General features: G+C 40.1%; 28 protein-coding genes and 6 tRNA genes. 24 read left to right on the top strand and 10 right to left on the bottom strand.

Features of this window, described 5'->3' with window-relative positions:
* Positions 1-164 precede the first annotated feature (164 nt).
* From ACFO3D_RS11480 to phoU, 14 genes are all read left to right on the top strand, one after another.
* A tRNA-Asn gene (locus ACFO3D_RS11480) sits at positions 165-239 on the top strand.
* Position 240: 1 nt separating this feature from the next.
* A tRNA-Met gene (locus ACFO3D_RS11475) sits at positions 241-317 on the top strand.
* A gap of 31 nt (positions 318-348) precedes the next feature.
* Positions 349-424, top strand: a tRNA-His gene (locus ACFO3D_RS11470).
* Between the two features lie 18 nt (positions 425-442).
* Positions 443-519: transfer RNA gene (locus ACFO3D_RS11465), tRNA-Ile, on the top strand.
* A gap of 10 nt (positions 520-529) precedes the next feature.
* A tRNA-Ser gene (locus tag ACFO3D_RS11460) sits at positions 530-622 on the top strand.
* Positions 623-680: 58 nt separating this feature from the next.
* A tRNA-Phe gene (locus ACFO3D_RS11455) sits at positions 681-753 on the top strand.
* Between the two features lie 193 nt (positions 754-946).
* Positions 947-1,558, top strand: coding sequence for a superoxide dismutase (locus ACFO3D_RS11450; protein WP_390296064.1), 612 nt, complete (start codon positions 947-949; stop codon positions 1,556-1,558).
* 117 nt (positions 1,559-1,675) lie between these two features.
* A complete protein-coding gene (locus ACFO3D_RS11445) occupies positions 1,676-2,947 on the top strand; it encodes an MFS transporter (RefSeq protein WP_390296061.1) in 1,272 nt (423 codons plus the stop codon).
* 66 nt (positions 2,948-3,013) lie between these two features.
* Positions 3,014-5,107, top strand: a complete 2,094-nt coding sequence (locus ACFO3D_RS11440; protein WP_390296058.1) for a peptidoglycan D,D-transpeptidase FtsI family protein — start codon at positions 3,014-3,016, stop codon at positions 5,105-5,107.
* A 446-nt stretch (positions 5,108-5,553) separates the two neighbouring features.
* Positions 5,554-6,489 carry a PstS family phosphate ABC transporter substrate-binding protein gene (locus ACFO3D_RS11435; RefSeq protein ID WP_390296056.1) on the top strand — a complete coding sequence of 312 codons (936 nt, stop codon included), beginning with the start codon at positions 5,554-5,556 and terminating at the stop codon, positions 6,487-6,489.
* 89 nt (positions 6,490-6,578) lie between these two features.
* On the top strand, positions 6,579-7,508 hold the full coding sequence (gene pstC / locus ACFO3D_RS11430) for a phosphate ABC transporter permease subunit PstC (protein ID WP_390296054.1): 930 nt from the start codon (positions 6,579-6,581) through the stop codon (positions 7,506-7,508).
* A gap of 1 nt (position 7,509) precedes the next feature.
* On the top strand, positions 7,510-8,388 hold the full coding sequence (pstA, locus tag ACFO3D_RS11425; protein ID WP_390296052.1) for a phosphate ABC transporter permease PstA: 879 nt from the start codon (positions 7,510-7,512) through the stop codon (positions 8,386-8,388).
* A gap of 15 nt (positions 8,389-8,403) precedes the next feature.
* Positions 8,404-9,201 (top strand): phosphate ABC transporter ATP-binding protein PstB, encoded by a 798-nt coding sequence (gene pstB, locus ACFO3D_RS11420; protein ID WP_390296050.1) that lies wholly within the window; start codon positions 8,404-8,406, stop codon positions 9,199-9,201.
* Positions 9,202-9,217: 16 nt separating this feature from the next.
* Positions 9,218-9,874, top strand: coding sequence for a phosphate signaling complex protein PhoU (phoU, locus tag ACFO3D_RS11415; RefSeq protein ID WP_390296048.1), 657 nt, complete (start codon positions 9,218-9,220; stop codon positions 9,872-9,874).
* 34 nt (positions 9,875-9,908) lie between these two features.
* Here phoU and ACFO3D_RS11410 read toward each other — a convergent pair whose 3' ends face one another.
* The gene (locus ACFO3D_RS11410; RefSeq protein WP_390296046.1) at positions 9,909-10,430 is read right to left on the bottom strand and encodes a hypothetical protein; all 522 of its coding nucleotides are present in this window, start codon (positions 10,428-10,430) and stop codon (positions 9,909-9,911) included.
* A gap of 33 nt (positions 10,431-10,463) precedes the next feature.
* On the bottom strand, positions 10,464-10,676 hold the full coding sequence (locus ACFO3D_RS11405; RefSeq protein ID WP_390296044.1) for a hypothetical protein: 213 nt from the start codon (positions 10,674-10,676) through the stop codon (positions 10,464-10,466).
* 176 nt (positions 10,677-10,852) lie between these two features.
* Between ACFO3D_RS11405 and rpmG the strand changes: the two genes are divergently transcribed.
* From rpmG to ACFO3D_RS11380, 5 genes are all read left to right on the top strand, one after another.
* Positions 10,853-11,002 (top strand): 50S ribosomal protein L33, encoded by a 150-nt coding sequence (gene rpmG, locus ACFO3D_RS11400; protein ID WP_156646551.1) that lies wholly within the window; start codon positions 10,853-10,855, stop codon positions 11,000-11,002.
* Between the two features lie 98 nt (positions 11,003-11,100).
* The gene (locus tag ACFO3D_RS11395; RefSeq protein ID WP_390296041.1) at positions 11,101-11,658 is read left to right on the top strand and encodes a 5-formyltetrahydrofolate cyclo-ligase; all 558 of its coding nucleotides are present in this window, start codon (positions 11,101-11,103) and stop codon (positions 11,656-11,658) included.
* A 13-nt stretch (positions 11,659-11,671) separates the two neighbouring features.
* Positions 11,672-12,685 (top strand): ThiF family adenylyltransferase, encoded by a 1,014-nt coding sequence (locus tag ACFO3D_RS11390; RefSeq protein ID WP_390296038.1) that lies wholly within the window; start codon positions 11,672-11,674, stop codon positions 12,683-12,685.
* Positions 12,686-12,747: 62 nt separating this feature from the next.
* Entirely contained in the window at positions 12,748-12,936 is a 189-nt protein-coding gene (locus ACFO3D_RS11385) for a hypothetical protein (protein WP_390296036.1), read from the top strand.
* A gap of 106 nt (positions 12,937-13,042) precedes the next feature.
* Positions 13,043-14,596 carry a rhomboid family intramembrane serine protease gene (locus tag ACFO3D_RS11380; RefSeq protein WP_390296034.1) on the top strand — a complete coding sequence of 518 codons (1,554 nt, stop codon included), beginning with the start codon at positions 13,043-13,045 and terminating at the stop codon, positions 14,594-14,596.
* 668 nt (positions 14,597-15,264) lie between these two features.
* Here ACFO3D_RS11380 and ACFO3D_RS11375 read toward each other — a convergent pair.
* Entirely contained in the window at positions 15,265-16,134 is an 870-nt protein-coding gene (locus tag ACFO3D_RS11375) for a hypothetical protein (protein WP_390296032.1), read from the bottom strand.
* Between the two features lie 138 nt (positions 16,135-16,272).
* Between ACFO3D_RS11375 and ACFO3D_RS11370 the strand changes: the two genes are divergently transcribed.
* The 4 genes from ACFO3D_RS11370 to ACFO3D_RS11355 all read left to right on the top strand — a co-directional run bounded on the left by ACFO3D_RS11370 (position 16,273) and on the right by ACFO3D_RS11355 (position 21,121).
* Positions 16,273-17,730 carry a spore germination protein gene (locus ACFO3D_RS11370; RefSeq protein ID WP_390296030.1) on the top strand — a complete coding sequence of 486 codons (1,458 nt, stop codon included), beginning with the start codon at positions 16,273-16,275 and terminating at the stop codon, positions 17,728-17,730.
* A 90-nt stretch (positions 17,731-17,820) separates the two neighbouring features.
* Complete coding sequence (locus tag ACFO3D_RS11365) at positions 17,821-18,033, top strand: YqgQ family protein (protein WP_390296028.1); 213 nt, start codon at positions 17,821-17,823, stop codon at positions 18,031-18,033.
* The gene (locus ACFO3D_RS11360; RefSeq protein WP_390296026.1) at positions 18,033-19,004 is read left to right on the top strand and encodes an ROK family glucokinase; all 972 of its coding nucleotides are present in this window, start codon (positions 18,033-18,035) and stop codon (positions 19,002-19,004) included. The genes ACFO3D_RS11365 and ACFO3D_RS11360 overlap by 1 nt, the downstream gene beginning before the upstream one ends.
* A gap of 209 nt (positions 19,005-19,213) precedes the next feature.
* Positions 19,214-21,121, top strand: a complete 1,908-nt coding sequence (locus tag ACFO3D_RS11355; RefSeq protein WP_390296024.1) for an LTA synthase family protein — start codon at positions 19,214-19,216, stop codon at positions 21,119-21,121.
* A 93-nt stretch (positions 21,122-21,214) separates the two neighbouring features.
* On the opposite strand, the gene ACFO3D_RS11350 is transcribed toward ACFO3D_RS11355, so the two are convergent.
* On the bottom strand, positions 21,215-21,388 hold the full coding sequence (locus tag ACFO3D_RS11350) for a DUF2759 family protein (protein WP_390296022.1): 174 nt from the start codon (positions 21,386-21,388) through the stop codon (positions 21,215-21,217).
* Between the two features lie 171 nt (positions 21,389-21,559).
* Here ACFO3D_RS11350 and ACFO3D_RS11345 point away from each other — a divergent pair, with 171 nt between their 5' ends.
* On the top strand, positions 21,560-22,186 hold the full coding sequence (locus ACFO3D_RS11345) for an MBL fold metallo-hydrolase (protein ID WP_390296020.1): 627 nt from the start codon (positions 21,560-21,562) through the stop codon (positions 22,184-22,186).
* Positions 22,187-22,994: 808 nt separating this feature from the next.
* Here the strand turns inward: ACFO3D_RS11345 and ACFO3D_RS11340 are convergent.
* From ACFO3D_RS11340 to comGC, 6 genes are all read right to left on the bottom strand, one after another.
* On the bottom strand, positions 22,995-23,237 hold the full coding sequence (locus tag ACFO3D_RS11340) for a DUF2626 domain-containing protein (protein WP_390296018.1): 243 nt from the start codon (positions 23,235-23,237) through the stop codon (positions 22,995-22,997).
* A gap of 72 nt (positions 23,238-23,309) precedes the next feature.
* Positions 23,310-24,008, bottom strand: coding sequence for a helix-turn-helix transcriptional regulator (locus tag ACFO3D_RS11335; protein WP_390296016.1), 699 nt, complete (start codon positions 24,006-24,008; stop codon positions 23,310-23,312).
* A gap of 475 nt (positions 24,009-24,483) precedes the next feature.
* Positions 24,484-24,900: a competence type IV pilus minor pilin ComGF gene (locus ACFO3D_RS11330; RefSeq protein ID WP_390296014.1), complete on the bottom strand. Its 417-nt coding sequence runs from the start codon at positions 24,898-24,900 to the stop codon at positions 24,484-24,486.
* Positions 24,881-25,222, bottom strand: coding sequence for a prepilin-type N-terminal cleavage/methylation domain-containing protein (locus ACFO3D_RS11325; RefSeq protein WP_390296012.1), 342 nt, complete (start codon positions 25,220-25,222; stop codon positions 24,881-24,883). The genes ACFO3D_RS11330 and ACFO3D_RS11325 overlap by 20 nt, the downstream gene beginning before the upstream one ends.
* Entirely contained in the window at positions 25,209-25,652 is a 444-nt protein-coding gene (gene comGD, locus ACFO3D_RS11320) for a competence type IV pilus minor pilin ComGD (RefSeq protein WP_390296010.1), read from the bottom strand. Before comGD ends, ACFO3D_RS11325 begins: the two co-directional genes overlap by 14 nt.
* The gene (comGC, locus tag ACFO3D_RS11315; protein ID WP_390296008.1) at positions 25,636-25,938 is read right to left on the bottom strand and encodes a competence type IV pilus major pilin ComGC; all 303 of its coding nucleotides are present in this window, start codon (positions 25,936-25,938) and stop codon (positions 25,636-25,638) included. Before comGC ends, comGD begins: the two co-directional genes overlap by 17 nt.
* Between the last annotated feature and the right edge of the window lie 5 nt (positions 25,939-25,943).

Raw genomic sequence — 25,943 nt, 5'->3', positions numbered from 1 at the left:
TAATGCTATAGTATTTATCGGTGCTTGTACAGAAGGCATTCCATACTCTATGAAAATAATGCAAGAAAGTTATTGACAGATTGTGTGGGACATGGTAAATTATATCTTGTCGCTAAAATGATTAATACAACATAGACAAGCAAAACATAAATACTTAAATTTATTCCACAGTAGCTCAGCGGTAGAGCAATCGGCTGTTAACCGATCGGTCGTAGGTTCGATTCCTACCTGTGGAGCCAGGGCGGTGTAGCTCAGCTGGCGAGAGCGTACGGTTCATACCCGTGAGGTCGGGGGTTCGATCCCCTCCGCCGCCACCAATTTTCATTTTATAAAATATTTACTAATATGGCGGTCGTGGCGAAGTGGTTAACGCACCGGATTGTGGCTCCGGCATTCGTGGGTTCGATCCCCACCGGTCGCCCCATAAAATAACATAATTGAAGGACCCTTAGCTCAGCTGGTCAGAGCTATCGGCTCATAACCGATCGGTCGCAGGTTCGAATCCTGCAGGGTCCACCATATTGTACACGGAGGTGTACCCAAGTCTGGCTGAAGGGATCGGTCTTGAAAACCGACAGGCGGGTCAAACCGCGCGGGGGTTCGAATCCCTCCACCTCCTCCATACATATTTTTGTACGACGACTTGATTAAACACAAACACACCATAAATTACTTTTCATGGCTCTGTAGCTCAGTCGGTAGAGCAAAGGACTGAAAATCCTTGTGTCGGCGGTTCGATTCCGTCCGGAGCCATCTTTCAAAAACAAGCAGATGCTTGTTTTTTTGTTTCCATAACAGTTGGGCTTTAGATAGTGGCCATCCATTCTTAATCCCTTTAATACCGTGCAAATAATTTGCAAGTACAGAAATGCTCTGATAGGCTTTCATTAAAGGGTGAATTTTCGAATCCTTTTAATAACCATATTATTAAGGGAGGAAATTAGAAATGGCAAACTTTGAATTACCAGAACTACCATACGCATACGATGCACTCGAACCAACAATTGATAAAGAGACCATGAACATTCACCACACAAAGCATCATAATACTTATGTAACTAAGTTGAACAGTGCTTTGGAAGGTCATTCAGATCTTCAGAACAAGTCAATTGAGGAAATTGTAAGTGATCTGGATTCAGTACCACAAGATATCCGTACAGCAGTCCGCAACAATGGTGGCGGTCATGCAAACCACAGTCTTTTCTGGAAAGTGATGTCTCCAGACGGTGGCGGAAAGCCTTCAGGCGATCTAGCTAAGAAAATTGACGATACTTTTGGCAGCTTCGATAAGTTTAAGGAAGAATTCGAAACAGCTGCAAAAGGGCGTTTTGGTTCCGGATGGGCTTGGCTTGTTGTGAATAACGGCGAACTTGAAGTTACAAGCACTCCTAACCAGGATTCACCGCTTTCAGAAGGAAAAACTCCTATTTTAGGGCTGGATGTGTGGGAGCATGCATACTACCTGAAATATCAAAACAAGCGTCCTGATTATGCTTCTGCATTCTGGAACGTTGTTAACTGGGATGAAGTTAACAAAAACTATAACGAAGCAAAATAATTATCATTAAATTAAAGGCATGGGATAAATTCCCATGCCTTTTCTGTGCTCAGGAACCATATTGCATATCTAACTATTATTTGCTCACACTATTAACGATAAAAAGGAGCAGAAGATATGCAAAAAAGCTTAAAGTTCTTAGCAGGAAAAGTGGATATAAACAAAGACCTTATCTTTTTGTTATTAATAGGTGGATTATACTCTTTAGGAATTTTTCTATCCAATACATTTGTAAATATATACTTATGGAAGCAATCAAATGATTATATAACAATTGCCATGTACAACCTTGGCATATTTACATTTCAGCCGCTGACATTTATTCTTGCTGGAAAAATTGCGAAAAAAGTGGACAGGGTTATAGTTCTTCGTTTAGGGGTAATATTCTTATCTCTATTTTTTTTAAGTGTGCTAATTATTGCTGAGGATGCATCTACCTATAATTTCATGTTGGGTAGTCTTTTGGGAATCGGATATGGATTTTACTGGCTGGCATTTAATGTACTGACCTTCGAAATAACGGAACCGGAGTCGAGGGATTTTTTCAATGGCTTTCTCGGTGTTCTGCAGTCACTCGGTGGTATGATTGGTCCGCTTCTCGCAGGTACCATTATCGCAAGGCTTCCGGCTAATCTTGGATATACCACCATTTTCACCATTTCTTTCGTCCTGTTTATTGGGGCAGTAGCCTGCAGCTTTATTCTGAAACGTCGTCAGGCTGAAGGGAAGTTCCATTTCAGAAGAGTTCTTGCCGAGCGGAAGCATAATAGTAACTGGCGGAGGATTTTGAATGCTCATGTATTTCAGGGACTCAGAGAAGGTATCTTTTTATTTGTGATTGCGATATGGGTATACCTTACAACACAAAGTGAATTTGCACTTGGTATGTTTAATCTTTTTCTGTCTGGTCTATCATTGGTGTTTTATTTTCTCGTCACAAAATGGCTTAAACCGTCCATGCGTAAAAAAGCTATCCTTACTGGAGGGCTGACGCTATATTTATCTATCTACATTATTCTTTTCACGATTAGTTATACACAACTTATTATCTATGCGGTAATCATTGGAATTGCCTACCCTATAATAAACGTACCATACGCGTCTATGACCTATGATGTAATTGGGCGGGCATGGAAGGCAAAGGATTATCGAGTGGAATATATTGTTGTAAGGGAATTATTTGTGAACCTTGGCAGGGTTACCTCCATTATCCTTTTTTTAGTTGGGATTACCCTGTTTCAAGCAGAAAAAATTATCCCTATTCTGCTTGCGGTATTTGGACTGGGACACCTGATTATTTTCATGTTTATTAAAAATATTTACCTTGGCAGTCCTCCTGATAAAGAGGTGTTAACCAAAGAGCCATTAGCTGATGAAAAAAACAGGTAGCCCCTTAGATTTCAGACGAAAAAATGTTATAATATAGAAAATATGTTTGCCTTGAGGGGGAAAGAAATGGTCGAGAAAAAGAAAAAGAAAAAAAAATCACAACTCCCTTTTCGTTTAAATATACTGTTTTTTATTGTCTTTTTACTGTTTTCCGTACTGATCCTGCAGTTAGGTGTCGTACAGATTCTCAATGGGGAAGAGTTTCAGGCGGAAATTGAACGGACAACGAAGGACTATACAGAAATTCCAGTACCGAGAGGGAAAATGTATGACCGCAATCACAACCTGATTGTTGATAATGAAGCTCATTATTCCATAACTTATACGCCAGCAAAGGGGATTCAGGCAATAGAACGTCTGAAAGTTGCCGAGAAGTTGGCCCAGTATATATCCATGGATTCCAATGATGATTTGGAGGGTGTAACGCTACGGAATAAAAAAGAATACTGGTATCTAAAGAACGAAGAAGAAGCAAAAAGCAGGCTGTCGGCAGAAGAAGCTGAGGGTATGGAGCCTGGTGAGCAGTATAATACCATTCTGGAACGTATCAAAAAGACAGAAGTAGATGACTTCACAAAACATCAGCTTGAGGTAATGGCGATCAAAAAAGAGATGGACAAAGCAATGACGCTTACTCCACAGGTGATTAAGAATGAGGATGTTACACCAGAGGAATTTGCTAAAGTGGCAGAACACCTTGGGGAGCTTCCCGGAGTAAATGCAACTACTGACTGGGACCGTAAATACCCTTATGATGACGTGTTCAGAAACTTTGTTGGTTCTATTACAAGCGAATCACAAGGTATTTTGGCTGCAAAGGAAGAGTATTACCTGACCAGAGGCTACAGTCGAAACGACAGGGTTGGGAAAAGTGGTTTAGAGGAACAGTATGAGAGCCTCTTACGCGGCCGTAAGGAAAAAATCCAGTACACTACAAATAAGCAGGGGAAAGTGGTTGATTCCGAAGTGGCTGTTGAAGGAGAGCGCGGAAAAGACCTTGTCCTGACGATTGATATGAAACTTCAAAAAGAAGTAAACAAGATACTTAAAGAGGAACTGAACGCAATCATAAAGGAAAACCCCTACAAAAACCGTTATGTCGACACTGCTATGGCAGTAGTCATGAATCCGCAGACCGGAGAACTACTGTCTGTGGCCGGACAGACATATGACCGTGTTAAAAATGAATTTAAACCAACAGGTCTTAAAACTTTATATGCAGCACACCCTCCAGGCTCTGCAGTAAAGGGTGCAACAGTACTTTCCGGATATGAATCTGGAGTAATTGAACCGGGGCAGAGTTTCTATGATGCACCAATTAAAATTGCTGGTACACCAGAGAAGAGTTCCTGGAGAAATCTGGGTCGAGTCAATGACTATGAAGCGTTAGCACAATCATCTAACGTTTATATGTTCTATATCGCAATGCGTATGGGTGGGGATTTCAACTACCAACGAAATGATAAGTTGAACTTTGATCCATCTGCTTTTAGGCAAATGCGTAATTACTTCAGTCAGTTCGGTCTGGGTGTCCCTACCGGTGTCGACTTTCCATACGAATCAGCAGGATATGAAGGACCGGCTCCACAGGCTGGTAACCTTCTTGACTTCGCAATTGGTCAGTATGACACATATACCGTAATGCAGCTGGCACAATACGTGTCAACCATCGCCAATGAGGGTTACCGTGTACGTCCGCATTTCTTAAAAGAAGCACGGATGCCAGTACCACATGAGGATAAACTCGGACCGGTATATAAGAGCTACAATACCGAAGTTTTAAACAGGATTGAGATGGACCAAAAATATATTGATAGGGTTCAGGAAGGTTTCCGTCGTGCATTTCAGACGCCAAGTGGAACAGCAGATGGCTATTTTGCAGATAAACCATATAACCCAGCTGGTAAAACAGGTACCGCCGAATTTGAAATCTATGAAGATGGTAATATGATCTATACAGAGAATCTATCACTCGTAGGCTATGCGCCATTTGATAAGCCGGAAGTTTCTTTTGCGCTAATCGTGCCGCATACCAAAGCTGGGAACAGTATCAACAATAAGATAGGCGAACGTATTTTGGATACGTACTTCCAGCTTAAGAAAGAACGAAAAAACCCGACAAAAGATACTTCAGAGGAACAGACTGGGAACGAAGAGTGAACTGATACAGAAAATCCATCAGGAGAAAATAATGAAGAGTAGTCACAGTTTATTGGAGCTCTAACCGTTAAAATGGTTAGGGCTTTTTTTACAAGGTAAGAAAGTATATAATATTGGCTCTATAAAGCTCTTTGCCAGCAAGAGCCACGTCCAGCTACAGCGCCCATCACCTAGTGCCCTTCCGGACTCTTCTTACGATAAGTCAACATCAATTCGCTTTGCTCATTGTGTTTCCTTTATCCTCATACGATTCCGTCCAGGTCATACGGTGATAAGCAGGGCGCTTGCGCTTTTGTTCTTTGGATTAAATCTCTTAAACAACCAACTTTACATTGTTTTTACATCTAATTAATAGGGAGTTAATACTAATGTCCTATGATGAAAGTGCAGGAAAGATAAAAGGTATCTTTTCTGACACAATTTCGTTCAAATAGGGGGCTTTACAGATGAAATCAAAGTTTTGGGTTGGTGCAGTAATTATGTCGTTACTAGCTGTGGTAATAACCGCATGCGGAAATGGAAGTGCACAGAGTGATGGCTCCAAGAAAGTTATGGTAGACGGATCTTCAACCGTATTCCCGATTATGGAGGCTGTGGCTGAAGAATACTCCGCTGCAAATCCGGATGTACGGGCTACGATTGGTGTATCAGGAACTGGTGGAGGTTTTGAAAAATTCATAGCAGGTGAAACACACATCTCAAATGCTTCCCGTCCAATTAAAGAAGAAGAAAAGAAATTACTTGAAGAAAAAGGAATTGAATATACCGAATTTAAATTGGCATTGGATGGTCTGTCAGTTGTTGTGAATAAAGAAAACGACTGGGTAGATCAGTTAACTATTGAAGAGCTGAATAAAATGTGGTCTGAAAGCAGCGAAGTTGAGACATGGGCCGATGTCCGTGAAGGATGGCCAGAAGAAGAAATTAAATTCTTTAGCCCAGGAAGCGATTCAGGAACATTTGATTATTTTGATGAAGTTGTACTGCAAGGGGAACAGATTCGCCGGGATGCAGCACTGTCAGAAGATGATAACGTGTTAGTTCAGGGTGTAACTGGTTCTAAAAACGGAATTGGCTACTTTGGCTATGCTTATTACCTTGAGAATAAAGATGAACTGAAGGTTGTCCCTATTGTTAATAGCAAGGGAGAGGCTGTAGAACCAAATCAGGAAACAATCCAGTCAGGCAAATATGAGCCACTTTCACGCCCATTGTTCATCTATGTAAAACACGAAGCTCTTAAAAATGACGCGGTATATGACTTTACTAAATATACGTTTGAAAATGCCGGCAAAATGGCAGAAGCTGTAGGATATGTAGCGCTGCCGGATAGCGAGTATAAAGATGCAATTCAGAAAATCAAAGAAATTGCTGGTAAATAAATGAAATTTTAAAAAAGAATACCTGAATGTGAGGGGTTTTCAGTAGAAATTCCCCTCACATTCGTGTGTTTTCAGGAAGGAGTGCCAACATGGAAGCAAATGTCAGAGACATGATCAAGGAAAAACAATCGAATCGTAAACTACTACAGGTCTCCGAAAAAGCAGCACCATTCTTTTTCTTGGTCTGTGCGGTTATTTCCGTGCTGACAACACTCGGTATTATTTTTACGTTATTAATCGAGACTGTTAGTTTTTTCGAGCGGGTATCAATCGTTGAATTTATAACAGCATCAGAATGGTATCCATTCAGTGAAGAAAGCCCGAGTTTTGGAATTGGCTCGCTTATTGCTGGAACATTGCTTATTACATTTATAGCGATGCTCGTATCCATCCCTATTGGTTTGGCTTCAGCAATCTATTTGAGTGAATATGCAACACCACGAGCAAGAAAAGTAATTAAACCTGTGTTAGAAGTTTTAGCTGGAATTCCAACTATCGTTTACGGGTTTTTCGCCTTAACATTTGTAACTCCATTATTGCAGGCGATAATAAAGGACCTGCCTATCTTTAATGCGTTAAGTGCTGGAATTGTTGTCGGAATCATGATCATTCCAATGATTGCTTCCCTATCAGAGGACGCAATGAATTCCGTTCCCAACGCCATTAGGGAAGGGGCACTGGCGATGGGTTCAACCAGGCTGGAAGTAGCGTTAAAAGTTGTCCTGCCTGCAGCATTTTCAGGTATTATTGCTTCGTTCGTTCTAGGTATTTCTCGTGCTATCGGTGAAACAATGATTGTTGCCGTAGCAGCTGGTTCTACGCCAAGATTCTCTCTGGATGTTACCGAATCCATTCAAACGATGACGGCATATATCGTTCAGGTAAGCATGGGGGATGCGACGTACGGTTCTACTATCTATTACAGTATCTATGCTGTTGGTATGACCTTGTTTGTATTTACGTTGATCATGAATTTAATCGCCCAATATATATCAAGACGGTTCAAGGAGGAATACTAGCATGAATCTGGTTGATAAGAATATTACCAAAGCTAAGATGAAACAACGTTTAGTGAAAAATAACACCGGCCGGGTTCTGTTCTTTCTTGCTACCGTGTTTGGAATAATTGTGTTGTTTACGTTACTTGTCAGAGTTCTAACAGAAGGGATTGGATTTCTGGATCTGGGATTCTTAACCGAATTTGCCTCCAGATTTCCTGAACAGGCAGGATTCAAGGCAGCAATTGTCGGGTCCTTTTGGTTAATGGCAATCACAGCCCCGATTTCCATTATATTAGGCGTTGGAACAGCGATTTACCTGGAGGAATACGCAAAAAAAAGTCGGTTTAACCGATTTATACAGATGAACATCTCCAATCTGGCAGGTGTTCCATCAATTGTATTTGGTCTTTTAGGGCTGACCGTTTTTGTCCGTCTTATGGAAATGGGCCGAAGTATTATTGCCGGAGGGCTTACGATGAGTCTACTGATTTTACCTATTATTGTAGTGGCTTCACAGGAAGCACTTCGGGCGGTTTCTAAAGAACAGTATGAAGCATCGTATGCCATGGGCGCGACAAAATGGCAAACTATCAGACGGGTCATTCTGCCAGCAGCTTTGCCTGGTATTCTAACAGGCAGTATTCTGGCGCTTTCCAGAGCTATTGGGGAAACTGCCCCATTACTCATGATTGGAGCTATTACGTTTATTGCCTATCTTCCCGAGAATATATGGTCGGGCTTCACTGTCATGCCAATCCAGATCTTTAATTGGACCAGCCGACCGCAGGAAGAATTTCAGTTTGTTGCAGCTGCAGGAATAATTGTGCTGCTAGTCATGCTGATTGTCATGAATTCAATAGCTGTATTAATCCGAAATAAGTTTTCCAAACGTTTCTAATTAGGAGGTAATACGATGTTAGAGTCAGTTGCAGTAAAAAAGCAGCCTAAGACCGTTTCTAAGTCAGTTTATAAGATAAATGATTTTAATTTATGGTATGGAAATGATCAGGCATTAAACGAAATAAATCTTGATATCCCTGCTAACAAAGTGACAGCAATCATTGGTCCATCTGGTTGTGGTAAATCAACATTTATCAAGGCGCTTAACCGGATGGTCGAACTAATTCCAAGTGTTAAGATGACCGGAAGCATTATGAATGATGAAAGAGATATCTTCAGTTCAAAGTATAAAGTTGAGGAATTGCGTACGAATGTTGGTATGGTTTTTCAGAAGCCAAATCCATTTCCGAAATCCATATATGAGAATGTAGCGTACGGTCCAAAAACTCATGGAATTAAAAAGAAGAAAGTGCTAGATGAAATTGTCGAAAAAAGCTTGAAGGATGCTGCATTATGGGACGAAGTTAAAGATCGTCTGCAGGAAAATGCTTTTGGTCTTTCGGGCGGGCAACAACAGAGATTGTGCATTGCCCGGTGTCTCGCAATTGAGCCGGAAGTTATTTTAATGGATGAGCCTACATCAGCACTCGATCCAATCTCAACCGCTAAGGTGGAAGAACTGGTCCAAACATTAAAGGAAAAATACAGTATCATAATCGTTACCCATAATATGCAGCAGGCTGCCCGGATATCTGACAGGACAGCATTTTTCCTGAACGGAGAAGTAATTGAGTACAGGGAAACTGGTGAATTATTTTCTAATCCGAGTGATAAGCGGACTGAAGACTATATTACTGGCCGATTCGGCTAAAACAAGGGGGAATTCGATGGGAATCCGAGAACAGTTTGAGTCCGATCTGGAAAAGGTGAAGGAAGACATAGTTTTACTGGCTGATATGACGGAAACTGCACTTCAGAAAGCTGTTGATGCTTTATACAATCAGGATATCGAGCTTGCTAAGACCGTTATAAATGAAGATAGGGAGATCGACAGGCAGGAGGCAGAGATAAATGACAGAACTATTTTACTAATTGCCAAACAGCAGCCGGTTGCATCTGATCTTCGCCGCTTGGTTATTGCCCTCAGGGTAAGCGCAGACTTGGAGCGAATGGCGGACAATGCTAAAAATATAGCTAAGTCTGCTATTCACCTTGGGGAAGACCATAAACTAATTATTCATCCTTCAATTAAAGAAATGCGTGATATGGCGTCTGAAATGATGGATACGTCAATGAATGCATTCCAATACGAGGATATATCAATTGCGGGAAAATTATCTGAGATGGATGACCAGGTTGATGATCTGTATGAAACGGTTGTCCGTGAAATGTTGACCGAAACGGCAACGAATCCAGAGAAGGTACAATATGTTATGCAAATGGCTTTCAGCGCCCGTTATATTGAGCGGTACGCAGATCATATTACCAATATTGGCGAAAGCATTTTGTTTCTTGTTAAGGGAGAGTCATTTAAATTGAATTAAGATAAGAAAAAGCTGTATTGCGGTGCAATACAGCTTAATTTGTAAGTGTTTCGGCTATTTCATAATGGCTCATTTCACTATTTAATTTAAATTCTCCAAGCTGGACTTTAGTACTGTAATCCTGTTCTTCAAGGTATTTAGTAAATTCATCAGCGTTCTCAATGATACCGTTTTTCTGAAGCACATCGCTAATAGTTGAGGGAGCCATTCCTGATTCAATCGTTAAAGTATAAGTCGTAGGTTTTTCTTCTTCCTGAGACTGATTGGATGGCACTTTTTCATTTGCTGATTCGTCTTTCTTCTTATTCTCAGTAGCTGGCTGTTTATCTTCTTTCTGGTCTTTCTTTTCTTTTTCTTTATCATCATTTTCTTCTACTGAAACAGATATGTATTCAGATTCAGTCATGACATGATACCCATTCTCTTCTACAACTTTCACCATTTGATCAACAGTAAGTTCTTCTGTTTTTCCGCTGTCAGACATGATGAACGAGATGAGTAATATGATACCTGCCGATAAAAGTCCAAGCGCAAAAGCACGAATTGATTGTTTCATGTATTCTTCCCCTGTTTCTAATATGATTTTTGCTTAGTTGTGCAGGTTATTACCGGAAAAGTCGTCTGTCAGCAGTTCCTCTTCCAGAACTTTTATCTTTTTCTTCATTTGGTATGTTTCCTGCATCGAAGAAATAGAAAATTGCTCCAGCTGGCTTTCCAGTTCTTTGAATTTATCATTCATGAAGAACGATAAAACCATTAAAATAATAGCAATTACAATAATAGATACAATTGCATAAATCATCTGTTTCCCTCCATTCAGCTCCATAATAGTTATATCATATATAAAGTATTTTCGAAATCCACAATTTTTTACAGTGGGTTGTTGAATGTTTTCCTGACATCTGCTATTATAATTAAGTCTGAACACGTAATAATAAATGCTTACAATGCAAGACTTTATAGTTTGGAGGGATAAAAATGCGCGTAAACATTACTCTAGCTTGTACTGAAACAGGTGACCGTAACTACATCACTACTAAAAATAAGCGTACAAACCCAGAGCGTCTGGAGCTTAAGAAATATAGCCCACGTCTGAAAAAACACACTTTGCACCGTGAAACAAAATAGTTTTTCCTAAAACTCTTACCAGATTCAATGGTAAGAGTTTTATTTTTACATTAGCAGGTAGTATACTTTTAGTAGTTGCGCAAACAGAGGTGATTGTGATGAAGAAATCGGAATGGAGAAAAAGTGCAATTAATATGTTAAAAGAGGTTCCTGAATCGAAAAGGGAATCTATCGAGGAGAAATTAAAGCACCGTTTGACGCAGACAGACGAGTGGAAGCTAGCTGATGTAATCGGGATTACGATTTCCAATGGATTCGAATGGAATACTCGACCAATAATCGAGGAGGCGTGGAAGGAAGGTAAGACAGTCTGTGTACCTAAATGCCATCCAAAGCAGCGATCAATGGATTTTCATGAACTACATACCTATGACCAGCTTGAAGTGGTCTATTATAGTTTGCTCGAACCAGACCCGAAAAAAACCCAAAAAGTGAAGAAGGATTTTATTGACGTGCTTGTTGTACCAGGGCTTCTTTTTGATAAAAAAGGGTATCGAATAGGATTTGGCGGTGGATATTACGATCGTTTTCTAACTGATTTTCCAAATAAGACTATATCACTGGCATCAAATGTTCAACTGGTAGACGAGCTGCCAGCCGAAACCTTTGATATTCCGGTTAAAAAAATTATTACGGAAAACGGTTCAACAGGATAGGGAGGCGTGATTTATGGACCATTCACGATACTCAAGACAGATGCTTTTTGCTCCAATTGGGGAAGAAGGACAGAAGAAATTAAGTGAAAGTAAGGTACTGATAGTAGGAGCAGGAGCACTTGGAACCGTCATATCTAATCATCTTGTCCGTGCGGGTGTTGGCAAACTAAGAATAGTTGACCGTGACTATGTCGAATTAAGCAATCTGCAGCGACAAACGCTTTTTGATGAAAAGGATGTCGAAGATGCACTTCCCAAAGCGGTGGCGGCAAAAAAGAAACTCACTAAAATGAATAGTTTGGTTGATGTCGAGGCGATTGTAGGAAATGTTTCCAATGAAACTATTGATGAGTATATAACCGGGATCGACGTGGTCCTTGATGGCACAGATAATTTTTCTACAAGATTTATCCTGAACGATGCTTGTTATAAATATAATATACCTTTCTCATACGGCGGGGTTGTCAGTTCGAGGGGAATGTCCGCATTTTTTGTTCCTGGTGAAACACCATGTTTACGCTGTATAACGAGTCCAGGTGCTGAAAATGGTCAGACATGCGATACAGTGGGGGTAATATCACCAGCAGTTGATATTGCGGCTTCTTACCAGGTAACCGAAACACTGAAATACCTGACGGGAAATCAGAAACATCTTCGTAATACATTAAAAACCTTTGATATCTGGTTTAATCATCATTATGATATGAAGTTAACCAATCCTGAGCCTGCTTGCCCCACATGCCAGTCAGAAGAATATCCATCACTGAAAAAATCCGTCAGCGATGAAGAAACGGTGCTCTGTGGCCGTGATACTGTCCAGATACACAGTAAAGCTGCCATCGATCTTGTTGAATGGAAAGAGCGGCTCTCTAAGGTAGCCAACGTTCAACAGACACCTTTTTTACTCAAAGTCTCCATAAATGAAGATATAAAATTCGTTCTTTTTCCTGACGGTCGTGTTCTTGTTCAAGGGACAGAGGACCGGGTTGCAGCCCGGACGTGGTATGACCGCTATATCGGATCCTGATGCATAATATTTGAGTAATAGTTAATAACTATTAACACCATATATCAAAAGAGGGTGTCGGGATGAGAATATTTTTAGTTCTTACATTCGCAGTATCTGCAGCAGCGGCTATCTTTAAATGGAGATACCGCATTGTAAATACTTTATTGGCAGTTAGCTTTCTGCGTAGAGTCGCCGTGATGATCTCCATGAATATGCCGGAAATACGACAGCGGATATTACCAGGGCTGTTCAGCCGGCCGTCAAATTAAATAGATAACCATAAAGAAGCTGTCAGACTACAGCTTCTTTTATCTTTTTGGTACACTTTAAGAAGATTAGTGTGGAAATAAGCATGCCTCAGGGGGAGATTGCTGCATGTATTTAATTGAGGAACTGACGATGTATCGGTTGGCACAGCAACTGACTGAAAAAGGAAATTTTGAAGTTATACATATAGATGGAAACAATAAGGAAATTTGGCTGGAGAAATATGAACGGAAATCCTCCGAGGTAGTCCGGCTGGTCCATGAAGGGTTTGATTGGAAGAACCATCTAAAGCGAGATATAGCAACCGTTTTTCAAAAAGCAAAAGGTATGAAACGCTTTTTTGGTGGTAAGCATGTGCAAATTCATAATGTATATATATCTTCCCACTCACCGGTAGATGACTGGGAAATATTGAAGAAGCCAATGCAGCTTGACGAAAAAAATCCTATAAAAATGAAGGTCTACTATCTTTCAGAAGCGGAAGCCGCCAATGAACTGAACAGATTACAACGTAATACAGACAGTACTATCAAATTTAATATTCCAAGCAACCAGCCTGAAGAGGAGATGGAAGAGGAAGTTCGTACGATTAGGAGCCGGTTGGGTGACCAGTATAAAAGGCGACGCAAAGAAGAAGAGGATGTTTTTAAAAAGGGAAAGCCACTCCTGACATATATCCTCTTGGCAGTGAATATCTTTATGTTTTATTTGTTGGAAACAAATGGAGGAAGTGAATCAACAGATGTCTTGATTCAATATGGTGCAAAATATAATCCGGCTATACTTGAAGATGGCGAGTGGTGGCGGATCGTCTCTTCCATGTTTCTCCATATTGGCTTTTTGCATTTGCTGATGAACATGCTGGCAGTTTATTATCTTGGGACAGCAGTGGAACGGATTTACGGTTCATTTCGGTTTATTATAATTTACTTCCTTGCCGGAATTGGAGGTGGTCTGGCGAGCTTTGCTTTTAACACAAGTATAGCTGCAGGAGCATCTGGTGCATTGTTTGGTCTGTTTGGCGCGTTACTGTTCTTTGGCCTCGTGCATAAGCGAATATTTTTTCAGACTATGGGGACAAATTTACTGATTGTAATTGGAATAAATGTAGTATTTGGTCTTAGTGTTCCACAAATAGATAATGGGGCTCATTTCGGAGGGTTAATTGCCGGATTTATTGCCTCGGCCATTCTCCATCTGCCTGGTAAGCGGAAAATTGCAATCCAACTAACAGCGTTGCTGCTGTATGCAGCGATGTTGTTTGGGTTAATCCAGTATGGAACAGAACGGAATCTCGAAAGTCAGATGTATTACGTTATGAAAGCGGAATTGCTTATCAAAAAAGAAAAACATGAAGAAGTAATCGGTACTGCAACGAAGGGGCTGGAGTATACGGGGGAATTTGAAAGTCAACTCCTTTTTCATCGGTCGTATGCCTATATTCAAGAGGGACAGACTAAAAAGGCAATTGATGATCTGAGAAATGCCCTGGAGATTAATAGTAGTTTTCCGGAAGCCCACTATAATTTGGCCATTCTTTATCAAAACCAAGGCGAGATGAAGAAAGCAAAACAACATATTGAACAGGCATATGATTTACGTCCGGATAAAGAGGATATTCAGAAGCTTTATGAACAGATTAAAGAAAAATCGATGGATTAAAGAGACTGGGACAAAAGTAAATAAGTGGCTTCTTCGAAAAATCTCTAAATTACGACATAACTGCGAAGCTTTACTCCGGCAGAATACTTCGCTTTCACCGCTCCGGGTGCAAGGTCAACATCTGTTCAAGCTAAAGCTTTCACAGTGTTTCCTTTGCCGTGGGCACGGCTTCAGCCTCCTCGCGGAAAGATCGCCGCTGCGGGGTCTTCAGACTCGTGCTGTTCCCCCAGGAGTCTTCGTATTCTGCCTGCGCTAAAATGCGTTTACTATTTGATAAGGTTAAAAGGCCAATGTAAATACAGTATACGAATCAGCTTCAATCCAGCTGAGGAAATGCACGAAGACTCCTGCAGGAGAGAAGGCCTCGTTGAGACCCCGGAGTGCAAAGCACGAGGAGGCTCAACAGCCGCCTGCGGAAAGCGAAGTGCATTTCCGAAGCGACGAAGACGCACGCATCAATAGCGTTTCCTAGTCAATTGAGTTTTCACTACGTCGCAGTTTATATCAACTTTGAAAAAAATCCAACTATAGAAGAATAACATTATAAGGTTCCGTGCTTAATTCGTTAGCAGTTATGTCCCAGCCTTTTTCATTGTTTTGTTAAAATCCCATTGAGTTTTGAATTCAGAAGCGCGCCGCTTTTATCTCTTTCACAAAAGCTATTTTTTCTAATCATCAAAATCAGGGTACTGCTGGATAAGCCGATGCTTTTCCCCATTCAATTCATACAATACAATAAGATGTTTATTTTGCTTATCAAAAAGGATAATTGGAATATAACTGTTCAATTGTTCACCTTCCTCTATATTCTTGGCAGTTAGGATGTAATTTTTATATAATCCTTCCCAAAGTTGTCCGATAATTTGATTCGTCTGATCCTGAGTAAATGACGGGAGAGGTTCATGGTTATATTTATATAGCCGGGTGAGCGGAACCGCCAAATAGGATTCGTTGTTTATCTGAAAATGATTGATCAGCTGTTTCCATGAATAAAGAAGCTGCTGGTGGGTAGTATGAATCAATAATGTCGACCACTGTGTCTCATAATCATCCTTGGGGACTTTAAACGATTCAAGCGGCGTGTTTGGTGAGTCAATAACGTAAAGCTGATCATACGTCATGGTATGAATGCTTTTTATTCTGTCATCAGGATAATGAACTTCGCCATGGTGATAGGAAATTGACTGAAAATAGCTGCTGTCTTCCCCAGACAGCTTTTCTTTAATTTCAATGCCTGCTGTATCTTCTTCCCATTTGCTTCGTATACCCCGTAACACTCCATTAACGAAAAGTAGTGAGGCATCCTGTCTTAAATAGAGGGTTCGATCACTTTTTGAGCTGATATTCCATAAAACCTCATACGTATCCACTGTTTTCTCGGACAGCATGTCTAAATTCGTGTTGGCATATTCGAAGCTTGTCTGCTTATCCGTTGGGAAATAGGTTATAGCGGGTACACTATTGAGGTTCCAAATCAGAAAGCTTGCGGTAATACCTGCTGTTAGAACAGTTATGATTATAATCGTTTGTTTTTTCACGTTTATCACCTTCTTTAATCTCCGCCTAGAATAAAATGTATTCTTCCGGACAACCCATTATGCTTAAATTCGAATAGAATACATTCTTCGTAACAGACTAAATATGGAATGAAATACGTAAAATGATGGGTGACTTTAATGGAAAAAGAAAAACAACTACTGTTTTCTTCGTTTGATAAAAGTGTCGAATATATGAAGGATCGTCTCGCCGTGGATGAAAGCTTCGATGTTATTTATCTTGATCTGGAATATGCCGGGAGAAAAATGGCTATGTTTCTTATTGATGGTTTTGCCAAAGATGAAATTATGCATTATATCATGAAGCTTTTGGCAAAACTTGAACCGGAACAGCTTGAGCCAGATCCGTTACGCAAATTATTTAAGACTTACATTCCATATATTGAAATTGGAAAAGAAGAAGATTTAAATAAAGCGGCTGACACGACACTTGGCGGTCCAATTACGCTGATTGTTGAAGGGCTAGAGGAAATCATTATGATTGATGCACGGACGTACCCTGTCCGATCACCAGCTGAACCAGATTTGGAGCGGGTTGTCCGCGGGGCACGTGATGGGTATGTGGAGACCATCGTTTTCAATACTGCCCTCACCAGAAGAAGGGTGCGCGACAGGTCCCTCCGCATGGAATATCTGCAGATAGGGAGACGGTCCCTGACAGATGTTTGTCTTTGCTATATATCAGATATTGTGGATATGGACCGTGTTAAAGAATTAAAAGATGTTCTGCAGACAATTGATACGGATGGATTGCCCATGGCAGAAAAGACCATTGAGGAATATATCAGTGGGCGGCACTGGAATCCTTACCCCACTGTTAGATATACAGAGCGACCTGATACTGCAGCGGCGCATTTGTATGAGGGCCACGTGTTAATAATTATTGACGGTTCTCCTAGTGTGATGATTACCCCTGCAACTTACTGGCACCACCTCCAGCATGCAGAGGAATACCGGCAAAAGCCCTTGGTTGGTGCGTATTTAAGATTTGTACGTTTTTTTGCCGTGTTCGCCTCTATATTTATATTACCGCTTTACTATCTATTTGCCGTTCATCCGGAATTCCTTCCGCCAAACCTGCAATTTATCGGGCTTGCAAAAGAGGCATCAATTCCACTGTTATTACAGTTTTTTATAGCCGAGATTGGAATTGATATGTTGCGGCTAGCCGCTATTCATACGCCCTCATCCTTGGCGACTGCACTTGGGCTGGTTGCAGCCATACTTATGGGGCAGGTAGCTGTAGAAGTTGGTTTATTTTCAAACGAAGTGGTTCTCTATCTTGCCTTGGCAGCAATTGGCACATATGCCACTCCCAGTTATGAATTAAGTCTGGCTAACCGCCTTGTCCGAATCTTTCTGTTAACCGTGACCGGACTATTCGGTGTAATTGGCTATTTGGCAGGTATAACACTTTGGTTGCTATATCTTACCTACATGACTTCCTTTAAGACGGCTTACTTCTGGCCATTGATGCCATTTGATTATCGGGCGTTCCGTGGAGTATTTCTGCGTTCGCCTGTACCACTGCAAAATCGCAGGCCTACATTTTTGAACCCCAGAGATCCGGACCGCTAAACACTGGTCCGGATTTTCCTGTTTATGGTTAGTTCATTATATTCTTCCGTATTGCAAACCGTTTTGGTATAATGGAGAATGGTGATTATAGTGAAGACTGTATATGATATCCAACAGTTGCTGAAACGGTTTGGCACCTTTATCTATACTGGGAACCGAATAGCCGATTTGGAACTGATGGAAGGCGAAATAAAGGAATTATATGATGCTAGGTTTATTGACGTAACTCAATATAAAACAGCTTTGTTGCTTCTTAGACAGGAAGCATCGCGTGTACGTGACCAAAAAGGAGCTGATTCCTGATGGGAAGGCATATTATAGGTATTGATGTGGGCGGGACCACTGTGAAAATTGGAATAATAAATGAAAACGGGAATATTCTAGATAAGTGGGAAATTCCAACTGACACGTCAAATGGTGGTATTTCCATATTGAAAGATATCTGGCTGTCCATTAATAAGAAGCTGACAGTTAACCGAATAGACCGGGGTAAAATCGCAGGCATTGGCCTCGGCGCGCCAGGATTTGTGGATGCGGAAAATGGAAAGATTTATCAGGCCGTAAATATTGGATGGAAAGACATCAATATTTCAGAAGAGCTGGGAACACTGTCCAACTTGCCTGTTTATGTTCAGAACGATGCCAACATTGCTGTTCTAGGTGAAAACTGGAAAGGTGCGGGAGAGCAGGCTCAAAACCTTCTTGCTGTTACTCTTGGCACAGGGGTTGGCGGCGGAATTATTGCAAATGGGACTGTACTGAACGGTGAAAATGGCACAGCAGGAGAAATTGGTCATATAACTGTAGAACCTGGTGGAATACCATGTAACTGTGGGCGAAAAGGCTGCCTTGAAACGGTCGCGTCAGCTACAGGTATAGTCAGACAGGCAATGAAAGGAATTGAGTCCAATCCTGATAGCATGTTAGCTGCATACTATAAGAATAAGGGGTATTTATCGGCAAAAGATGTCTTTGCGCTGGCTAATGAGGGTGATGCACTGTGCGAGGATATAATTAAGCGAACTACTGATCTTCTCGGATATGTAATAGCCAATCTTGCGGTAACAATTAACCCGTCCAAGGTGCTTATTGGCGGAGGGGTCTCAAAGGCAGGAGAAAGGCTTATTCAAGCCATTGATAAAGCTTTTCGCAAATATGCTCTGAAAAGAGTGAGTGATGTCTGTCAAATCAAAACCGCCCAGCTTGGGAACGATGCAGGAATAATCGGAGCAGCTTTCCTTGTAAAACAAAATGAAGAAAATGTAACTTTTTAATCTTTACTTTTATTGTAAATACGAGTAATATATAAGTTTATAATAACCCTATTCTTATAAACTAAAAAACTGATGAAATAAAAGTAGATTAGTTGAAACTTTTCTGCTAGGTTACTCGTCTTATTAATATAGGCGTTATGCCACGTTTTAAAAATGCCTTTTTGGGGTATTAAATGTTAGAGGTACGTGAGGTAGAGGAGGAAACAAACATGAATTTAAAACAAGCCAAGATGCCGTTATATATATTAGCCACACTCCTGTTTGGTATAAAAACTTACTTTATATATCGCTTCTTATTCCACATTGAACTGGAAAACTCAATGCAGGAATTCATTTTATTAATAAATCCGTTTGTATCTGCGTTTTTAATCTTTGCAATCAGTGTCTGGTTTAAAAAACCTGAGTGGCAAATGAAGTTTCTGCGGTATACTGTATTGATCGGAACTGTGATAGTATACTTTAACCTGGTGTTTTACCGATCTTTTTCAGACTTTATCACCATACCGCAATTGTTCCAGGCAAGTAACATGGGAGACCTTGGATCAAGTATCCTGACCCTTATCGAAGTGTACGATATTCTTTTCTTCGTAGACGTTGTTGTTGTTTGGTACCTAAGTAAGAAAAAACGGTCTTCAATGGCTGTAAGCTATCCAAAGAGTGGAAGGGTATTTGCTCTTGCGATGTCATTTATGCTTCTGGCGGGAAACTTTTTTCTTGCTGAAATGGAGAGACCGCAATTGTTCACCCGTGCTTTCGATCGTGAATATCTAGTAAAAAATATCGGGCTGTTCAACTATCATGTATATGATGTTGCGTTGCACTCGAAAGTTAAAACACAGCGTGTCTTCGCTGATGGTAACGAGCTTCCTGAAATAAAGAAATATGTTAATGAAAATGTACAGATAAGCGAAAAGTCACCTTTATACGGGGTGGCTGAAGGTAAGAATGTTATCTTCATATCTGCGGAGTCTATACAGAGTTTCGTGATTAATAACGATGTGAACGGGCAGGAAATCACACCGTTCTTGAATAGTCTTGTTAAAGATGATAGCACGTTCTATTTCGAAAACTTCTATCATCAGACACAGCAGGGTAAAACTTCCGACTCAGAATTTCTGGTGGAAAACTCCCTTTATCCATTACCAAGAGGGGCAGTATTTTTCACACATGGTCAGAATGAATATCATGGAATACCGGAAATCCTGGATGAAAAAGGATATTATACCTCTGCATTCCATGCTAACAATAAAAGTTTCTGGAATCGTGATCAGATGTACAATAGCCTAGGTTATGAACACTTTTATGGAGTGGAAGCATATGAGGTAAATAAAGAAAATTCAATCGGATGGGGATTGAAGGATAAGCCGTTCTTTGAACAGTCAATGAAGTATCTGAAGGCACAGGATAAGCCTTTCTATTCTAAGTTCATTACCCTAACAAACCATTTTCCGTATGAACTTAGTGAAGAAGATAGCTCAATCGAAGAATATAATTCAAATTCAAATACACTTAATAACTTTTTTCCGACTGTAAGATATATGGACGAATCAATTGAGCAATTCTTTAATCAGCTTAAAGAATCAGGCTTATATAAAGATTCCATCATTGTTATTATGGGTGACCATTACGGTATAAGTGAAAACCACGATAAAGCAATGGCCCAGTATTTAGGGAAAGAAAAAATTACGCCTTATGATCATGTACAGTTACAGCGTGTACCGTTGTTCATTCATATCCCAGGATATGAAGGCGGTAAAGTAATGTCTAAGGTGTCCGGTCAGATTGATATTAAACCGACACTGCTGCATATGCTTGGAATTTCAACCAAAAATGATATTCTGTTTGGTAATGACTTGTTCAGCGAAAAACGTAAGGGATATGTTGCACTGAGAAACGGAGATTTCATCAGTGATAAGTATATTTCAACTAGTGATATCTGCTATAACCGGAATACTGGTGAACCAGTGAACCAGGATCAGGAAATAGATAAAACGGAAGAGAAGCAGGAGTCACCTTGTACTCCAATTAAGGAGAAAGTTGAAAAAGAATTAGGTTACTCAGATGACATTATTTACGGAGACCTGTTCAGATTCGTTGATTTCTCTAAAAATAAATAAAGTAAAAACAGACCCGGCGATAAATCGCCGGGTTTGTTTTTCGGTGCAGATTTAAAAAAGGGATTTCCGAGTGGAAATCCCTTCATTCATTATTTAACTGTATAAGGCACCAATCTCTTGAATTAGCGTCATAACTGAGAAGAAACCAAATGTTACGGCGGAAAGGGCTGAGAACCCAAGAGCCATTAGATTTTTAATTTTTAATTGACGTACTACGGATACCACTGATAACAGGGTAACTATTAAAAGAATAATTGCCAATACCATAAAAAACATCCTCCTTGTGATCACGAAGCGTTTGCGATTATTTGTAGTATTTCTTCATTTGTATCTTTATGTAACAAACGGTTTTCTATACTTATTTTATAGTATAGAATAGTTTTTGTCGAGGTATATGAGACTGAAACAGTAACAAATTTAGAAGAGAGGTTGTATGATATGATTTTTAAAAGTATGCCACTTGGCCCATTAGGTACCAACTGCTATATAGTGCACAATGAAAAGAAAGAGGCCTTGATTATTGATCCAGGCGGCGAACCGGAAAAAATAATTAACTACGTGGAAGAAGAGCAACTGCTACCTCAGGTCATTTTACTGACGCATGCACATTTTGATCATATTGGGGCAGTTCACGAGGTTAGGAATTATTACCACCTAGACGTTTACTTGAATCAAAGAGAATCCGATTGGCTGGAAAATCCTCAGCAAAATGGTTCTACTCTATTTATGGGAGAAGAAATTAGAACGGATGCACCGGATCACCTGCTAAAACCCGGAAAACTTGAATTTGGATCAATCTCCATGGAAGCTGTTCACACTCCGGGTCACTCACCAGGAAGTATGACATTCATCTTTGCTGAAGATGCACAAATAATTAGTGGAGATGTTTTATTTAATCAGGGAATTGGACGTACAGACCTCCCAGGAGGTAATTTCAGTCAACTTGAAGCAAGCATCCGTGACTCACTGTATGTACTGCCTGACAACTATATAGTCCATCCCGGACATGGACCGAAGACTACAATTGGTGACGAGAAAAGAAATAATCCGTTTGTTCCGGAGTAGGTCTAGAAAACGATAAAAAGCCCTTCCGTGAAGGAAGGGCTTTAGGGGGATGTGCTCTGCTCTTTGTTGGTTAGGGATAAAAGTTAAGCTACTATTTATAATATAATTGTATATTTACATCATGTCAATAGTGTTAACTTAAAAAAAGTAAGTCTGTTTAAAAAAATTTTGTTTTGAACACAGAATCTATAAACTACGAAGTAGTGAATTTAGGAAATGCTAGGTAATCGCTTCAGCAATACACTTCGCTTTCACCACTCCGGGTGCAAGGTCAACATCTGTTCAAGCTAAAGCTTTCACAGTGTTTCCTTTGCCGTTGGACTCACCACGAGCCTCCTCGTTCGCAAAAATCGCTCACTGCGGGGTCTCTTAGGCTCGTTTTTCCACAGGACGTGTATTGCTTACGCTTTGCATCCGTAAATTATTAGGATTTGAGTGTGTTTCTAATGGCTTTTCACTGGATTTTACAAGCCCCTCTTTCGCTAATTTGGCGTTGATTGGAGCGTAGGGTAGTCGACTCCTGCGGGAAAAGCAACAGCTGAAAATCCCGCAGGAAGTGGTCTTCTTCCGAGGAAGTTGAAGCGTTGCCCGGCGGCAAAGGATACACTGCGAAAGTATGAGCAGATGTCGTACTTGCACCCGGAGTGGTGAAAGCGAAGTATTATGCCAGAACGGGTCCAAACACTCATATATTAAATTTTCACTGCTGCGCAGTTTATATCGACTGCGGTCATAAAGAGTAAGATACTTTACAAAAAAAGCAAAAGAAAAAAACCCTGCGTTAGTATATGTAAGCAGGGTTTTCGTTTTAGTGTCCGAATCCTGGGACTAAGATAAATTCTGTATACCAGGTAAATCCGACAAAAAATATAGTACAATAAGCTCCGAAAAGATACATATACATACGTTCTGATAATTTCAGGTAGCTTACTGTCAGGAAAAATGCTGTTTGGACAAGGAATAGAAGTGCAACATTATTCATATCACCTACATAAAACATGACTGTAAATATGCCAGTCCAAAAAGCCAGGACACGAAACATTCGATCCATGTTTTCCCCTCCTTTTTATAAAATCATCAGTGTAATTATAAACGACTGATTGGAGAATGTAAATTATTCTCCCTAAACAATTGAAAATTTAGCCATGTAGGAGCAATTTTCGCATCCATTGAACATGTTTTCGGTTTCTTCTAAAACGACACCTGTAAATAATGCTTCGAACATTCCCTTGATGAAAGAATTGTGGAGTTCACATACCATTTTATGGTTATTCACCGCTACTTCTTTAAATGGGCAGTTTCTGATAATGAAAGAGACGCTGTTGGATTCTGGACTGTAATTAAAGGTCGGATACATTCCAAGCATCATACCTGCATCCTCTATAAGATTCAGCTTTTGTTCGGTTGACATATCAAGTGACCTATTCAAACCATGTGAACGTTCCACTACTCCTGAGCCATACTTTTTCCCTGTTTTATAAAGCGCATTTCTGCCAGCCTCACCTAACTCCACAAACGACTCCATCGCGATGGTAGATAGTAACTTATAGTCACGATGCGGGAAATTCAGCTCAATTACTTCGTTGGAAAGACGGTACATCCTGCTCGGACGGCCACCCTTACCAGTTTTAAGTGCATAGGATTCAATTAAATTAATATCCTCTAATTTGGTAAGATGAAGTCTGGCCACATTTGGATGAATTTTGAAACTCCGGGCAATATCCGTTACATTTACTTCTTTATGCTGGGTAATCATATACTGATAAATACTGTACCTTGTAGGGTCACTCAATACATTGGTCACCTTTAACGTCTGTTCCACAGTAAACCACCTCACTAAGTTAATTACCTTTATTATAGTTAAAAACTGTGGGGTTGCTGGTGACCAATATCACATCATCATGTTTGTTCATAAATTTGTGACAGTCTTATTCTGTATTAATAGTTAGATATTATGCGGGCTGATTATTAGTCGATGAGGAGTTGTGAAAGATATCCCATTATCGGTGGAAATTCTGAAATAAAGATGGAATTCGTATTCCGATAACTTAATGTATTCGATTCGAACTTCTCCATAGGGATACCTGTAGATTACTGGACTATCTGGAATATTTTTCTCCACAATTGCTTCTCGAATAGAACTGTGAGCCATTTGGAATAATGATTCTACTTTTAATTGCTCATACTGATTATGCGTAATATAAATTTCATTTTGGTACAAATTTAAACTCGAAGAAACGATGATCAACGCAAGGGAAATTGCAAATAGGACATAGGGGAGTATAAATCCTCGATCTTCAGTGATAAAAGATAATTTCTTTTTCAAAGTGTTCACCTTCTGTGGAAGTTACTGATAGCTTGAAACCTAAAGGGCTTGATGTGAAGGTGACGGAGTGAACGTTACGAAGGTAGATCTCATGCCCTTTTCCATCGATTTGTCGTCTTATCAGATTTTGATATTTTTCGACGGTCACAACTGATCCATCAAAATGATTAAGTATTATTTTGGAAGGCGTGACCGTCATATTTGTAGCCCGCATCACATCCTCTCGCAGGAATAAATAAAACTGCTGAAGTGATAACTCACCGTAATTGGTGGAATAATTCACTCCTTTGGTCAGATAGGTAGTGAAGGGGATAGCCATAAATAAAAAGGTAATCATTAGGAATACAGAGATGAATGTGAAGCCACGGTTATTTAACAGTACGCCCATAAAAACAGGTTTCCTCTGACATTTTCTTGGCATTCGTCCATACCACACACCCTTTCAGCAGTTTATTTTCAATAGTAAATGTAAATACAAGTTTCTTCCCCGCAATCTCTTCTTCAACCCGCGAGGGCAGGGGTTCCCCAGTGTTCCAAATATAATCTTGAAATTTATCATGCAGAATATTGGAATACAAACGCTTTTCATGGAGAATATCGCGCTCAGTCATAATAAGACTTGTCAGAGGAATAAGGGTGACAATCATCATGCATAACATTGATACAGCAACAAGTGATTCAATAAGTGAAAATCCTTTATTGCTCTTCAAAGTAACATCTTCCTTTGCCAAGTGGGCATACAACTGTGTATTCAGATGCACCGGTAATAATATTAAAGCTGCCCGGTTGTGTTATTGTACCGGTTTTGTTAAAAGAAATTACAGGAAGTGTCCTGCCTTCAATGTGCCAATGTTTCGGCACCGTTCTCTCACGAACAATTTCGTGAAAATCCTTTCTGATTTCATAAGATCTACTGTCTGGGAATGACATTCGGTAATATGATGTTGACCCATAAGACTGACTTTGCATATACAGCAAATCCATTTCAAAGGTGCTTATGAAGTTGTTTTCTTCGTACTTATCCATGATAGGAAAATATAAAGGAGCACTTAGAAGAAGTATGATTGACCAGACTGACAGAACAAACAGAACTTCGAGCATCGTAAAGCCTCTTTGATAGCTATTATTGGCTGACAACACCGGTCTCCGAAATAGTTAAAACAGTACCGTCCGGGCAGGTATCCTGTTCAGCTGTAATATAACCAGAGCTTTGCAGTTCAGCCATATCAAGTGGATAAGTTTTTTGTTCAATGAAATAGGCGTCAACCTGGGCCTGGACCACACTGACCAATGCATTACATCCTTTATCATACACTTCCCGGCTTTTATCACTCAGATTAGGAACAATCAGAATAATTAAAACAGAAATAATCATTAAAACAATCAGCATTTCTATTAATGTAAAGCCTCTCTGATCTTTGAACATGTTTT

The sequence above is a fragment of the Virgibacillus kekensis genome, from assembly GCF_042654125.1.
GTDB classification, from domain to species: Bacteria; Bacillota; Bacilli; order Bacillales; family Amphibacillaceae; genus Lentibacillus; species Lentibacillus kekensis.
Note: the sequence above shows the minus strand (reverse complement) of the source record. Positions and strands in the feature narration are given on the sequence as shown.